Origin of the sequence: Flavobacterium sp. 2755 (assembly GCF_031455715.1) — a bacterium.
Taxonomy (GTDB): domain Bacteria; phylum Bacteroidota; class Bacteroidia; order Flavobacteriales; family Flavobacteriaceae; genus Flavobacterium.
In genome coordinates this window covers 1-12697 of sequence record NZ_JAVDTG010000016.1, presented here as the reverse complement: position 1 = coordinate 12697, position 12697 = coordinate 1, and the positions used below count along the sequence as shown (strand labels likewise).

Here is a 12697-nt window from a genome sequence, read left to right as displayed (position 1 = left end):
ACAATCAATAATTAACCATTATAAATGATTTATTTAATTACCGGCGGCGAGCGATCAGGAAAAAGCAGTTATGCTCAAAATCTGGCTTTGCAGCTTTCTAATTCTCCAATTTATGTGGCGACGGCCAGAAAATGGGATTCGGATTTTCAGAATCGAATTGATCGCCATCAGCAGGAAAGAGACGAACGCTGGAAGAATATTGAAAAAGAAAAACATTTAAGCGAAATAGCCTTTTCCGGAAAAGTTGCTTTAATCGACTGTGTAACGCTTTGGCTGACCAACTTTTTTGTAGACAATAAAAACGACGTAACCTTAAGTTTAGAAGAAGCTAAAAAAGAATTCCTTTCAATTGCCAATCAGGAAAACGCGACACTAATTATTGTAACCAACGAAATTGGAATGGGCGTTCACGCTTCAACCGAAATTGGTAGAAAATTTACCGAACTTCAAGGCTGGATGAATCAGTTCCTTGCTTCAAATGCAGATGAAGTTGTTTTGATGGTTTCTGGAATTCCGGTCAAGATCAAAGGTTAACAATGGCAAAAATCAATATCAATTGCAAAAATCAAATTCTAAACTTTTAAATTCCAAATTCCAATATCGTGAAGTATCTTTACATAAAGAGAAAAAATTGATATTGAACTTTGAAATTGATATTGATTTTTGAAATTGAAAAATTATGAGCCATTTAGACGATATATTAAAATCACGTCGCGATACCCGACATTTTACAACCGATGAAGTTCCTGATGAAGTAATTCAAAAAGCTTTACAGGCCGGACATTGGGCGCCTTCTGTTGGGTTGACTGATGCAACGCGATATTATATCATCAAATCCGATGAAGTTAAATGTGCCATTAAAAACCTATTTTTAGACTATAATAAAAAAGCCGAAGAACTTACCGATAATCCAGAGCAGAAAGAACTTTATAGATCCTTAAAATTAGAAGCAATTGAAGAAGCTCCAATTGGTCTTATCATTGCTTACGATCGTTCTGTTTTAAATCAGTTTACGATTGGAACTATTGGCAGTAATGAAGCGGTAAAATTTAGTTCGGTTTGTGCGGCACAGAATATCTGGCTTTCGCTCACAGAACAAGGTTATGGAATGGGCTGGGTTTCAATTTTGAATTACTATCAGTTTAAAAAAATACTTGATTTACCAGAAAACATAGAACCTCTTGGTTATTTCTGTATTGGAAAACCTGCCACAAATTACGGCAATCAGCCTATGCTGCAGCAATTGCATTGGAAACAAAAATCTGAAACTGCAGACTGTAAAGAAATCAATGAAATTCATCAAGTCACTATTTCTGATTTTGATTTAAAGACAGAAAATAAGATTGAAAACAAAACCGATTTCAATATACTTTTACAAGAAAAAATAGATTCAAAAACAAAACCTGTTGGTGCTTTGGGAACGTTAGAAACTTTAGCTTTTCAAATGGCGGCCGTTTTTGAAACTTTAAATCCTAAAATTTTAAATCCTAATATTGTTGTTTTTGCAGCAGATCACGGAATTGCGAATCATGGCGTGAGTGATTATCCGCAGGATGTAACACGACAAATGGTGACAAATTTCATGGAAGGCGGCGCTGCAATAAATGTCTTCTGTAAACAAAATAATATAGAATTATCAATTGTAGATTCGGGCGTAAACTATGATTTTCCAACAAATGCAAAATTGATTAATGCTAAAATTGCAAAAGGAACACAATCTTTTCTTCATGTTCCCGCCATGAGTGAAACAGAATTGAATTTGTGTTTTGAAAAAGGAAAATCAATTGTAGAAAATATTGCTAAAACTGGTTCTAATTGTATTGGTTTTGGGGAAATGGGAATTGGAAATACTTCTACAGCATCGATTTTAATGAGTTTTCTAACTGGTTTTTCAATCGAAGAATGCGTTGGAAAAGGAACCGGAATTAACGATCAAAAGCTTCTCAACAAACAAAATATTCTAAAAAAAGCAATCGGGAATTATTCCGGTCAAGCCGAATTAAAACAACAAATCGCCTACTTTGGAGGTTTTGAAATTATGCAAATGGCAAGCGGAATGTTAACGGCTTATGAAAATAAAATGCTGATTCTTGTTGATGGCTTTATTTGTTCTGTTGCTTATTTAATTGCTTCTAAAATAAATCCTGATATTAAAAGAAATGCCGTTTTCTGCCATTGCTCTGCCGAAAAAGCGCATCAAAAATTATTAGATTACCTTGGTGCAAAACCTATTTTAAATTTAGATTTGCGTCTTGGCGAAGGAACGGGCTGTGCAGTTGCTTTTCCTATTTTAAAATCGGCTGAGGCTTTTTTAAATGAAATGGCTAGTTTTGAAAGCGCTGGAGTTAGCCGCAAGTAAACTTCAATTTGTCATTGCGAGGAACGAAGCAATCTCATTATCTAAATCAATTGTTAGTGTGATTGCTTCGTTCCTCGCAATGACAAAACCAAACCAAAAATTTATCTTAAATGAAAAAAGAACTACACATTTTCTTTACCTGTTTAATGTTCTACACCAGAATTCCTTGTCCAAAAAACATTACTCACGATCCAGATTATTTAAACAAAGCAACAAGATATTTTCCTTTTATTGGCTGGATTGTAGGATCTATTTCATTTCTGGCTTTTTATATTTTTTCCCTTTTTCTTTCAACAGAAACAGCTGTAATTTTTGCAATAATAATTTCAGTTCTAACAACCGGAGCATTTCATGAAGATGGATTTGCAGATGTCTGCGACGGATTTGGCGGCGGCTGGACCAAAGAAAAAATCCTAATGATTATGAAAGACAGCGCTATTGGTGCTTATGGAGCAATTGGATTAGTTTTACTTTTTTTGGCAAAATTCAAACTGCTTTCAGAATCAATCTTACTTTTCACCAATAACATTTTGCTGATTTATCTTTTATTTATTTCGGCACATTCTTTAAGTCGTTTGGCGGCGATCAGCATTATTTTTACACATCAATATTCTCGTGATGATGCTTCGAGCAAAAGTAAACCAATTGCCAAACAACATAGCTGGAAAGAAGTTTTTGGATCTTTTTTCTTTGGGTTAATTCCGTTATTGGCACTCTCCTATTTCAATTATAAAGTTCTTTTAGCTTTAATTCCAGTTTTTATAACCCGATATTTTCTGGCCAGATATTACCAAAAATGGATTGACGGTTATACGGGAGATTGTCTTGGCGCAACACAGCAAGTTTGCGAAGTAATTTATTATTTAAGTATTCTTTTTATATGGAAATTTATCTAGTTCGCCACACCGAAACTATCTGCGAAAAAGGAATTTGTTACGGACAATCTGATGTTAATATTGCGGAACCTTTTGATGAAATTTTTAACCGAATTGTTTCAGAATTACCTACTGAAGCTATTATTTTTTCAAGTCCGCTAAAACGCTGTTCTATTTTAGCAAAACACATTCAGCAAAATATAAAAACAATTTCTTATCAGGAAGACGAACGTTTAAAAGAAATGAATTTTGGCGACTGGGAATTGAAAAACTGGAACGAAATTCCGCCTGAACAATTAAATCCGTGGATGGAAGATTTTGTAAACATTCAAGTTTTAAATGGTGAATCATTTGTAGAATTACATAAAAGAGTTGGTGATTTTTTAGAAGAACAAATCTCGTCAAAAACTCAGCAGCCGGTAATTATTGTAGCGCATGCCGGAAGTATCAGAAGCATATTATGCCATCAAACTTCACTGCCATTAAAAGAGGCTTTTCAAAATAAAGTTGATTTTGGACAAGTTATAAAAATTACATTTTAATTTAGTTTTGTTTAGTATTTAATTGAAATAGTAAAACAAATTTGAATATTCAATAATTTTAACTTTATCTTTGCAGCAAATTAAGGTTGTGTTTTTATAAAACACATTAAAAGGGAATCAAGTAAAATCTTGAGCTGTTCCCGCAACTGTAAGCTTAGTTCTAAAAAGAATGCTTGTTGTAAACTACAAAACCACTGCTCGCCCCGGCGAATGGGAAGGTAAACAACAAGACGCAAGCCAGGAGACCTGCCTTTGTAACAAATATCGAGCTCTCGGGAAAAAGAGTGTAGAAATTATGACTTTAAGAATACGTTTTGCTTTTTTACTTTTAATGTTGTGCCAATTGATTTCGGCGCAGAGCGATTCTATTAAATTAAAAGAAGTTGTAGTTTCTGATGCCAATCTTAAAAAATACTCCAATTCACAATCGGTTTTAAAGCTTAGTGATTCGATTATCAATAAAAATGAAGCTTTACTAACTGATCTTTTAAATTTCAATTCAACTATTTATTTTAAGGAATACGGACGCGGAATGCTTTCTACAGTTTCTTTTCGCGGAACGACCTCTTCTCAAACGGCTGTAATCTGGAACGGAATTAACATTAATTCACAGATGAACGGAAGCACCGATTTCAACACAATTTCGGGTTCTGATTATAATTCGATTAGTGTAAAAGCCGGCGGTGGAAGTGTTATTTACGGAAGCGGTGCAATTGGCGGAACGGTGCATTTAAATAACGATCTGGCATTTTATAATCGATTTGAGAATAATTTAAAACTGGATTACGGAAGTTTTAATACTATTGGAATAAATTATAAAACGAATATTTCTAACGAAAAATGGAGCGCACAAATTGGTTTTTCTAAAAACAGTTCCACAAACGATTATAAATATTTAAACCGTTACACCTGGCGAGGCGAACAGCGCTGGAACCAAAACGGTCAATATGATATTATAACCATGAGCGCTAATGCGGGTTATAAAATCGACTCAAAAAACACTTTAAAACTATATAGTCAGTTTTCAAATACGGACAGAAATACTTCTTTAGTTGTAGAAACTGATACAAAAAGTAAATATGTAAATGGTTTCAATCGAAGTTTATTAGAGTACGACGGTGATTTTGGAAAATTTAAAACCAATTTTAAAACCGCGTATATCTTTGAAAACTATCAATATTTTGCTGATAATTCGAGCAATATTTACACTTACGGAAAAACCGAAAGTTTAATTACAAAAGTTGATTTAGGATATACCTTATTCAAATCAACCCAAATAAACGGAATTTTAGATTATAACAGAACTAAAGGTTACGGAAGCAGTTTTGGCGATCACGTTCGTGAAATAAGTTCTGCAGGGATATTGATCAAACAAGATTTTTCTGAGGCGTGGAAAAACGAACTTGGCATCCGAAAAGAGTTTACGGATAATTATAAATCTCCGGTTTTGTTCTCTTTAGGATCTTCGTATCAGTTTAGCAAATTGTACAATTTCAAACTGAATGTATCTAGAAACTTCAGAATTCCTACTTATAATGATTTGTATTGGGAAGAAGGTGGAAATCCTGATTTAAAACCTGAAAGTTCATATCAGGCAGAAATTGGAAACGTGTTTACTTTCAAAAATATTTCGCTTACACAGAATTTCTACTATATCAAAATTAAAGATTTACTGCAATGGGTTCCTGGCAAAAATGGCATCTGGAGTCCTACTAATAAAGACAATGTTAATAGTTACGGTGCAGAAACTTTATTGAGCTGGAAAAAACAATTCGGTAAAAATAACTTCAGTGCAAATGCTTCATATGCTTATACTGCTTCAAAAGATGAAGCCACTAAAAAGCAGCTTTTCTTTGTTCCTTATAATAAAGTAACGGGTTCTGTCGCTTATTCAAGAAACAGAATTTCTGCTTACTATCAATTTTTATACAACGGTTTTGTTTACACAAGGGCCGATAATAATCCGGACGAAATTATAAACGATTATAACATTTCAAATCTTGGGATCGATTACGATTTTAAATTCCTTGACTCTTTCAAACTTGGTTTTCAGGTTTTAAACATCTTCAATAAAGATTATGAAAGTCTGGAAAACAGACCTATGCCGGGCCGAAATTTCAATATGTATTTAACTCTAAAATTTTAATAATTATGAAACTTAGTAAATTACTTTTAATGGCGTTTAGCGTTTCGTTGTTCGTTTCTTGTTCGAATGATGACGATAATGACCAGGTAGAATATAAAAACGGATTCCTTATTTTAAATGAAGGAAGTGCTGATGTTGGAAGTATTTCTTTTTCCAGCAATGATTTCAGTTCGTTCACAAAAGATGTATATACGGCGGCAAATGGAAATGATTTGCTTGGAAAATATGCTCAAAATATCTTTTTTGACGGAGACAGAGCTTATATTATTGCTGGTGGATCAAATGTTATAAATGTTGTAAATAAATACACTTTTAAACTGATTGCTAAAATCGATACTGGACTTGCAAATCCAAGATATGGTGTTGTAAAAGATGGTAAAGCTTATGTAACTAATGCTAATACTTATTTTTCAGTAAATAATCCAAACGGAAATACTGATGATTATGTTGCTGTAATCAATTTAGCTACAAATACATATGAGTCTAAAATTAACTTAAACGCAACAGGTAACAGACTTGTAGAAGAAAACGGTAAATTATATATCACGGAATACTATAATAGTGATAAATTATTAGTAGTAAATATTGCAACAAAAGCATTAGAAACTCCTGTAGCAATTGGTCCAAATGCAGATTCTATCGAAGAAGACAATGGAACTTTATATATCCTAAGAGGCCCTAACGGAGACAGAAGCGAAATTGTAAAAGTAAAATTAGCAGACAACTCTATTTCTAGAATTACATTCCCAGAATCATTAGACGGAGCTGGATTTTTAGATGTTTACGAAAATAAAATTTATTATACAGTTGGAAATTCTGTTTACGCTATCGCTACAAGCGCAACTGAAGCTTCAACAACTGCAATATTAACGGCTAATTTGGGTTATTTATACGGATTTGCAGTTAACAAAAGCCGTATTTATTTAGCTGACAGCGGCGATTATAAGGCTGATAGTAAAGCATACATTTACAGTTTAACTGGAAGTTTACAAAAAGAATTAACTGTTGGAGTGGGTCCAAACGGTTTTTACTTTAATGATTAATTTACTTTAGAATTAGTTTTTATTTGTTTTTGGTAAAAAAAGGCTTTCATTTCTGAAAGCCTTTTTTTTATTTCTATTATATTTTCAAAACCCTTTTAGAGCATTTTACAAATACATTTCATTACGTAATCCGTTGATTTTTTTAGAATCGCTTATGTATGGTAAAACTGCGTTATGATCTGTTTGGATTTTCTTAGCAGCAGAACCTGTAATTTTAGAGATTGCCAAATTCAGCAATGGCTCAGAAGGATCGCCTAAAACACCATAATTATTAATATACTCATACTGAACATACGTTGGAACCAAACCTCCTGTATAATCTCCAAAATCTGCAGCATTAGAAATTTTAAATACTAAAGGCTGCATTGCATATTTATGATTTGGGTTTACATTTATTTTATCAAAACTTTTTGAATCATATAGAGTTATAGATCCAACATTTTTACCAATAGTGGTTTCGCCAATTTGAACAACGTTGATGTATGGTTTTAATCCATTTATAACCAATTCACTTGCAGACGCCGTATTTGAAGTTGTCAAAACATAAACCGTAGCCATATTTAGGCTATTTACAGAATTACCGCCAAAATTAGTAACAAATCTTTCATTAAACTCCTCTAATCTTTCGGCGCTCAAACCAGCCATTAGTTTAAAATTATATTGTCTTTTCGAAAATATTTCGCCGTCAAACTGTCCCGTAATCATACTTGCTAAACGTGTTGCAGTACGTACAGAACCTCCTCCGTTATATCTTAAATCTAAAATAAAATCTGTAACACCCTGCCCTTTTAATTCTCCAAATGCTTCATTTAATTGACCATCATACTCCTGATAAAAACCGTTATACATTAAATAGCCAATTTTATGACTGCCTGAAGTAATTACTTTATTAATTAAAATTGGGTTTTCTTCTAAAGTGGTTTTAGTTAAAGAAAGTGATTTTCCATTCAAAACAAAAGAAGAGCCATTAGAATTGGCAAAATTTAAAGTATAAGTATCAGGCCCTAATAATAACGACTGGTAATTTGAAACGGTTAATTTAGTTCCGTTTACAGCTGTAAATAAATCCCCTCTTTTGATATCTTTACCAGAAGCATCAGAACCTGGGATAATATAACGAACATAACCTACTAAATCATTAGACCCTTCTGCAACTCTGGTAAGTTTAAAATCAACACCATTATTTTTAGTGATTCCGTTAAGTTCTTGTTCTAAAACGGTATAATCTTCTACAATCCAGCTGAAACGATCAATAGCATTACTTGGATATTTGCTTACCGGTTTGTTTAATAAATCCTGAAATAAGTCTTCTGGATGTGAATATCCGGCTAAAAAAGAATTTAATTCACTTTTTGTGCCAAAGCGATCATCGGCTAAATTAGGCACATCTGCCTGCCATAAATAGTACGTATTTAATCCTCTCCAAACAAAATCGTTTACCTGTAACTCCGCAGGAGCTCTAACATCATCCTCATCTTCACAAGATTGCAGGGCAAATGTTAATACAAATAAAAGCAGTATTGACTTTAAAATTGGTTTCATAGAAATTAGGTTTCGGTGTCTTGGTATTCTATTAACGTAAAAATACTACCTTTAGTTTTAAGTAGTATTCTTTTTACCTAAAAAAATTTTACATTATTCCTGTAACAAAAATAATTGTGGCTCGTCTTGACTATATAAGCTAACGAATAACCTTTTAATTTATGAACCAGAATGTGTTTATAGAATTAGTTAATCCTTTTAAAGACAAAGTTTTTCGTCTGGCAAAACGATTGCTTACCAGTACCGAGGAAGCCGAAGATGCTACTCAGGAAGTAATGGTAAAATTATGGAATAAAAAAGAGAATCTGGACACTTACAATAATGTTGAAGCACTGGCCATGACCATGACAAAAAATTATTGTTTAGATCAGTTAAAATCGAAAAGAGCCGGAAACCTCCAGATCGTTCATAATAATTTTACAGATCGCGAGCCGCAGTTAGACCGGAAATTAGAAGATGCTGATAGTCTAGAATGGGTTGGGAAAATTATAAATCAGCTGCCGGAACAGCTTCAAATATTAATCCAGTTACGGGATGTTGAACAATATGAATTTGAAGAAATTGCAAAAATCGTTAATATGAACGAAACCGCAATTCGGGTGGCACTTTCGAGAGCAAGAAAAAAAATAAGAGAATCAATGGTAAATGCACACAGTTATGGAATTAGATAAAATAGAAAATATATTAGAAAAATACTTTCAGGGAGAAACTACTATTGCCGAAGAAAATCAATTAAAAGACTATTTTTCTTCATCAGATGTTGCGCAGCATTTGGAGCAGTACAAACCAATTTTTGGTTATTTCTCTCAGGTAAAACAACAAAAATCAACGCAGGAAATTCCACTAAAAACTAAAAAACGAAATGTGGCGTGGATATCGATTGCAGCTTCAGTTGTTGTTTTACTAGGAATTGGAACCTATTATTTTGCAGGCGAAAAAACGACTCCGGTTGTCGCACAGTCAGAATTAGGAACCTACGACGATCCTGAAGAAGCTCTTGCAGCAACGCAAAAAGCTTTAGCTCTATTGTCAAACAATGTTAATGTAGGTATTGAAAGTGTACAATACATTGGCGAATATGAACAATCAAAAAACAAAATTTTTAAACAGTAATTAAACACAAAAATAAAATGAAAAATTTCATCATAACACTAGTTTTCGCATTCGTTACACAAGCTTTTTATGCTCAAAGTGCCTTTGACAAATATGACGGTCAGGACGATGTAACCTCAGTAATTGTAAACAAAAAAATGTTTGATTTAATGAGTAAAGTAAAAGTTGATGCTTCTGATAAAGAAACACAGCAATACATTAATCTGATTAAAAAATTAGACTACTTAAAAGTGTTTACCACAAAGAACCCTAAAATCGAAGCTGATATGAAAGCTTCTGCCGACAAATATGTAAAATCTGCCGGTTTAGAAGAATTAATGCGAGTAAATGACAGCGGAAGAAACGTAAAAATATTAGTGAAATCTGGCGCTACAGATACGCAGGTAAAAGAATTGCTAATGTTTATTGACGGTGCAAAAAGTGAAGAATCTGTTTTGTTGTCTCTTACAGGTAATTTCGATTTAAATGAAATCTCAGTACTTACAGACAAAATGCAGCTTCCTGGCGGAACTGACTTGAAAAAAGCTTCTAAAGGCAAAAAATAATCATGAAAATCAGCGTTTTCACCACAGCCATTTTAGCATTACTAACTTTTGTAAGTTGTAATTCTGAGCCTTCTCTGCAAAAGTATTTTGTCGAAAACACAGACAAAAAAGACTTTATTGCACTCGATGTTTCGTCTTCTATTTTAAATCTCGAAAGTACTAAATTGTCTGCAGAGCAAAAAGAAGCGATAAATTCATTCGACAAAATGAACATATTAGCCTTTAAAGCAAATGATAAAAATCAGGTACAATTTGAAGCAGAACGAAATAAAGTTAAGGCCATATTAAAAGACCCAAAATATCAGGAATTAATGAAAGTTGGTTCCGGTAAAGACGGCGCATCAATTAGTTATGTCGGCTCTGATGACAACATCAAAGAATTCATAGTTTTTGCAAACAGAAAAGAAAATGGTTTTGCCGTTGTCCGCGTTTTAGGAAACAATATGAACCCGAATAACATTATGACTTTAATGTCTGTTTTGAAAGAATCAAAAATAGACATGGAACAATTGAAACTTTTACAGCAGTTGGTTAAATAAAACATCTTACTTTTAAACAAAAAAAAGCTTCCATTTGGGAGCTTTTTTTGTTTTTAATCCTACTTTATAAATACTGGACGTAGACGCACTACCGTGCGTCTCTACGGAAAATTGGGGCGGACTTCATTATATTTTCAATCTAAAAAATCCACACAAAGCATATCGTAGAGACGCACAGCAGTGCGTCTTATGCGCAAAGTATAACAAACGTGAATATTGGACGTAGATGCACTGCTGTGCGCCTCTACAGAAATTTGGGACGGATTATTTTAATCAAATAATTAAGAATATACGTGATAATTTTTATTTTGATCTTAATTGAATTTAGTTACATTTACAAAATGAGATTTAAAGCTGCCAAAAACTTAGATCTCAAAATTTAAATAAACCTGATTAATTATGATACAAAAAACATCAAATGCCTTTATCGCGGCATCATGGGTTGCTCTTGGAGCCGGAACAATTGGTTTTATAGTTGGACTTGCCAGAGCCGAAATGCTGTTAAACGAAAAAGGATATTATTTTACCGTTTTAATGTTCGGACTTTTTGCTGTTGTTTCGCTGCAAAAAAGTGTTAGAGATCGTTTAGAAAAACTTCCTGTAACTGATATTTATTACGGAATCTGCTGGTTTGGAACATTGTTGTCAATTGTTCTTTTAGTTGTAGGATTATGGAATGCTACTATTTTACCAAGCGAAAAAGGATTTTATGCATTTGCATTTTTATTGGCTTTATTTGGTGCTATTTCAGTACAAAAAAATACCAGAGACAATATGAACTTTAGTCAAAACGAATAGATTTTAGAACTTTTTTTGTTTTGAATCATATTGTGAATACTGGACGTAGACGCACTGCTGTGCGCCTCTACAGAAAATTGGGGTGAATATTATTTTTCGACCAACAAATCACACAAAATATACAGACAAAGCATATCGTAGAGACGGCACAGCAGTGCGTCTTATGCGCAAAGTAAAAAAAACAAAAAGCTCCAATTTTCATTGGAGCTTTTTTTATTGTATAATATACATTTTTTTCAATCTTACAAATAAAATGTTAAAATAAATTCATTTACATTTACTTCTTAATATAACAAATACCATTAATGAAAACACCAAAAATCCTTTTTCTATTTTTACTTTTAGCATTAAACAGCTGTTCAAGCGATAACAGCGACAACCCGGAAGATCAAGAAACACCATCATCAAAATTTGCAATGACTGCAAAAGTTGACGGTACTTTATGGGAAATGCAAAATCCGTTTGGTTCAGATTATGCTACAAAAACATTATTTGATATGTATCCTGCAGAAGAATATATTCTTTTACAAGGAAGAAACAAAAATTTTGTAGATGAAATTAGACTTTACATTAAAAGAAGCGATCTAAAAGTAGGAACATATCCTATAACAAAAAACACTTTTGACGCTTCTAAAACACAAGTTGAAATCTCATTTAACACTAAAGGAAAAAGTCAATATCCTGTTAATGGTTCAGTATCAATTACAGCAATTGACTTAACTGCTAAAAAAGTAACCGGAACATTTTCATTTAATTGTGTAGATGATGATGATGAACCAATTAGCGTTACTAACCCTGTTACAACAAAAGTAACCGACGGTACTTTTAGCTACAGATATGATGTACCAGAAAAATAATTCTGACATGTTTCCATATAAAAAAAGCTCCTTTAATGGGAGCTTTTTTATTTTAATCCTATCGTGAATACTGGGCGTAGACGCACTGCTGTGCGCCTCTACAGAAAATTGGGATGAATATATATTTTATTCAGCAAACAAATACACAAAGTATATCGTAGAGACGCACAGCAGTGCGTCTTATGCGCAAAGTAAATCAACAGATGTGAATACTGGACGTAGACGCACTGCTGTGCGCCTCTACGGAAAATTGGAATGGAATTTATATACATTTTTCGACAAACAAATACACAAAGTATATCGTAGAAACGCACAGCAGTGCGTCTTATGCGCAAAGT

13 protein-coding genes and 1 riboswitch are annotated in these 12697 nt (G+C 33.2%); of the genes, 12 read left to right on the top strand and 1 reads right to left on the bottom strand.

The window, feature by feature from the left end:
• Positions 1-24: 24 nt before the first annotated feature.
• The 6 genes from cobU to J2Y38_RS23935 all read left to right on the top strand — a co-directional run bounded on the left by cobU (position 25) and on the right by J2Y38_RS23935 (position 6965).
• Positions 25-534: a bifunctional adenosylcobinamide kinase/adenosylcobinamide-phosphate guanylyltransferase gene (gene cobU / locus J2Y38_RS23960; protein ID WP_309847775.1), complete on the top strand. Its 510-nt coding sequence runs from the start codon at positions 25-27 to the stop codon at positions 532-534.
• A 145-nt stretch (positions 535-679) separates the two neighbouring features.
• Positions 680-2359: a nicotinate-nucleotide--dimethylbenzimidazole phosphoribosyltransferase gene (gene cobT / locus J2Y38_RS23955; protein ID WP_309847772.1), complete on the top strand. Its 1680-nt coding sequence runs from the start codon at positions 680-682 to the stop codon at positions 2357-2359.
• A gap of 110 nt (positions 2360-2469) precedes the next feature.
• On the top strand, positions 2470-3255 hold the full coding sequence (locus J2Y38_RS23950) for an adenosylcobinamide-GDP ribazoletransferase (protein ID WP_309847769.1): 786 nt from the start codon (positions 2470-2472) through the stop codon (positions 3253-3255).
• A complete protein-coding gene (gene cobC / locus J2Y38_RS23945) occupies positions 3240-3776 on the top strand; it encodes an alpha-ribazole phosphatase (RefSeq protein ID WP_309847767.1) in 537 nt (178 codons plus the stop codon). The genes J2Y38_RS23950 and cobC overlap by 16 nt, the downstream gene beginning before the upstream one ends.
• Before the next feature lie 66 nt (positions 3777-3842).
• Positions 3843-4045: riboswitch (cobalamin riboswitch) on the top strand.
• A gap of 26 nt (positions 4046-4071) precedes the next feature.
• A complete protein-coding gene (locus tag J2Y38_RS23940; RefSeq protein ID WP_309847763.1) occupies positions 4072-5922 on the top strand; it encodes a TonB-dependent receptor domain-containing protein in 1851 nt (616 codons plus the stop codon).
• A 5-nt stretch (positions 5923-5927) separates the two neighbouring features.
• Complete coding sequence (locus J2Y38_RS23935) at positions 5928-6965, top strand: DUF5074 domain-containing protein (protein ID WP_309847760.1); 1038 nt, start codon at positions 5928-5930, stop codon at positions 6963-6965.
• A 105-nt stretch (positions 6966-7070) separates the two neighbouring features.
• On the opposite strand, the gene J2Y38_RS23930 is transcribed toward J2Y38_RS23935, so the two are convergent.
• A complete protein-coding gene (locus J2Y38_RS23930) occupies positions 7071-8507 on the bottom strand; it encodes a S41 family peptidase (protein WP_309847757.1) in 1437 nt (478 codons plus the stop codon).
• A gap of 161 nt (positions 8508-8668) precedes the next feature.
• Here J2Y38_RS23930 and J2Y38_RS23925 point away from each other — a divergent pair, with 161 nt between their 5' ends.
• The 6 genes from J2Y38_RS23925 (at position 8669) to J2Y38_RS23900 (ending at position 12359) form a co-directional block, all read left to right on the top strand.
• Complete coding sequence (locus tag J2Y38_RS23925) at positions 8669-9178, top strand: RNA polymerase sigma factor (protein ID WP_053474321.1); 510 nt, start codon at positions 8669-8671, stop codon at positions 9176-9178.
• The gene (locus tag J2Y38_RS23920; protein WP_309847754.1) at positions 9165-9620 is read left to right on the top strand and encodes a hypothetical protein; all 456 of its coding nucleotides are present in this window, start codon (positions 9165-9167) and stop codon (positions 9618-9620) included. The genes J2Y38_RS23925 and J2Y38_RS23920 overlap by 14 nt, the downstream gene beginning before the upstream one ends.
• Positions 9621-9637: 17 nt before the next feature.
• Positions 9638-10165 (top strand): DUF4252 domain-containing protein, encoded by a 528-nt coding sequence (locus J2Y38_RS23915; RefSeq protein WP_073486241.1) that lies wholly within the window; start codon positions 9638-9640, stop codon positions 10163-10165.
• A gap of 2 nt (positions 10166-10167) precedes the next feature.
• A complete protein-coding gene (locus J2Y38_RS23910; RefSeq protein WP_309847751.1) occupies positions 10168-10704 on the top strand; it encodes a DUF4252 domain-containing protein in 537 nt (178 codons plus the stop codon).
• 399 nt (positions 10705-11103) lie between these two features.
• The gene (gene yiaA / locus J2Y38_RS23905; RefSeq protein WP_232682648.1) at positions 11104-11502 is read left to right on the top strand and encodes an inner membrane protein YiaA; all 399 of its coding nucleotides are present in this window, start codon (positions 11104-11106) and stop codon (positions 11500-11502) included.
• 305 nt (positions 11503-11807) lie between these two features.
• Positions 11808-12359, top strand: coding sequence for a DUF6252 family protein (locus J2Y38_RS23900; RefSeq protein WP_309847747.1), 552 nt, complete (start codon positions 11808-11810; stop codon positions 12357-12359).
• The last annotated feature ends 338 nt before the right edge of the window (positions 12360-12697 follow it).

Coding starts and splice junctions, on each gene's coding strand:
- cobU (WP_309847775.1), top strand. CDS start 25: ATGATTTATTTAATTACCGGCGGCGAGCGATCAGGAAAAAGCAGTTAT.
- cobT (WP_309847772.1), top strand. CDS start 680: ATGAGCCATTTAGACGATATATTAAAATCACGTCGCGATACCCGACAT.
- J2Y38_RS23950 (WP_309847769.1), top strand. CDS start 2,470: ATGAAAAAAGAACTACACATTTTCTTTACCTGTTTAATGTTCTACACC.
- cobC (WP_309847767.1), top strand. CDS start 3,240: ATGGAAATTTATCTAGTTCGCCACACCGAAACTATCTGCGAAAAAGGA.
- J2Y38_RS23940 (WP_309847763.1), top strand. CDS start 4,072: ATGACTTTAAGAATACGTTTTGCTTTTTTACTTTTAATGTTGTGCCAA.
- J2Y38_RS23935 (WP_309847760.1), top strand. CDS start 5,928: ATGAAACTTAGTAAATTACTTTTAATGGCGTTTAGCGTTTCGTTGTTC.
- J2Y38_RS23930 (WP_309847757.1), bottom strand. CDS start 8,507: ATGAAACCAATTTTAAAGTCAATACTGCTTTTATTTGTATTAACATTT.
- J2Y38_RS23925 (WP_053474321.1), top strand. CDS start 8,669: ATGAACCAGAATGTGTTTATAGAATTAGTTAATCCTTTTAAAGACAAA.
- J2Y38_RS23920 (WP_309847754.1), top strand. CDS start 9,165: ATGGAATTAGATAAAATAGAAAATATATTAGAAAAATACTTTCAGGGA.
- J2Y38_RS23915 (WP_073486241.1), top strand. CDS start 9,638: ATGAAAAATTTCATCATAACACTAGTTTTCGCATTCGTTACACAAGCT.
- J2Y38_RS23910 (WP_309847751.1), top strand. CDS start 10,168: ATGAAAATCAGCGTTTTCACCACAGCCATTTTAGCATTACTAACTTTT.
- yiaA (WP_232682648.1), top strand. CDS start 11,104: ATGATACAAAAAACATCAAATGCCTTTATCGCGGCATCATGGGTTGCT.
- J2Y38_RS23900 (WP_309847747.1), top strand. CDS start 11,808: ATGAAAACACCAAAAATCCTTTTTCTATTTTTACTTTTAGCATTAAAC.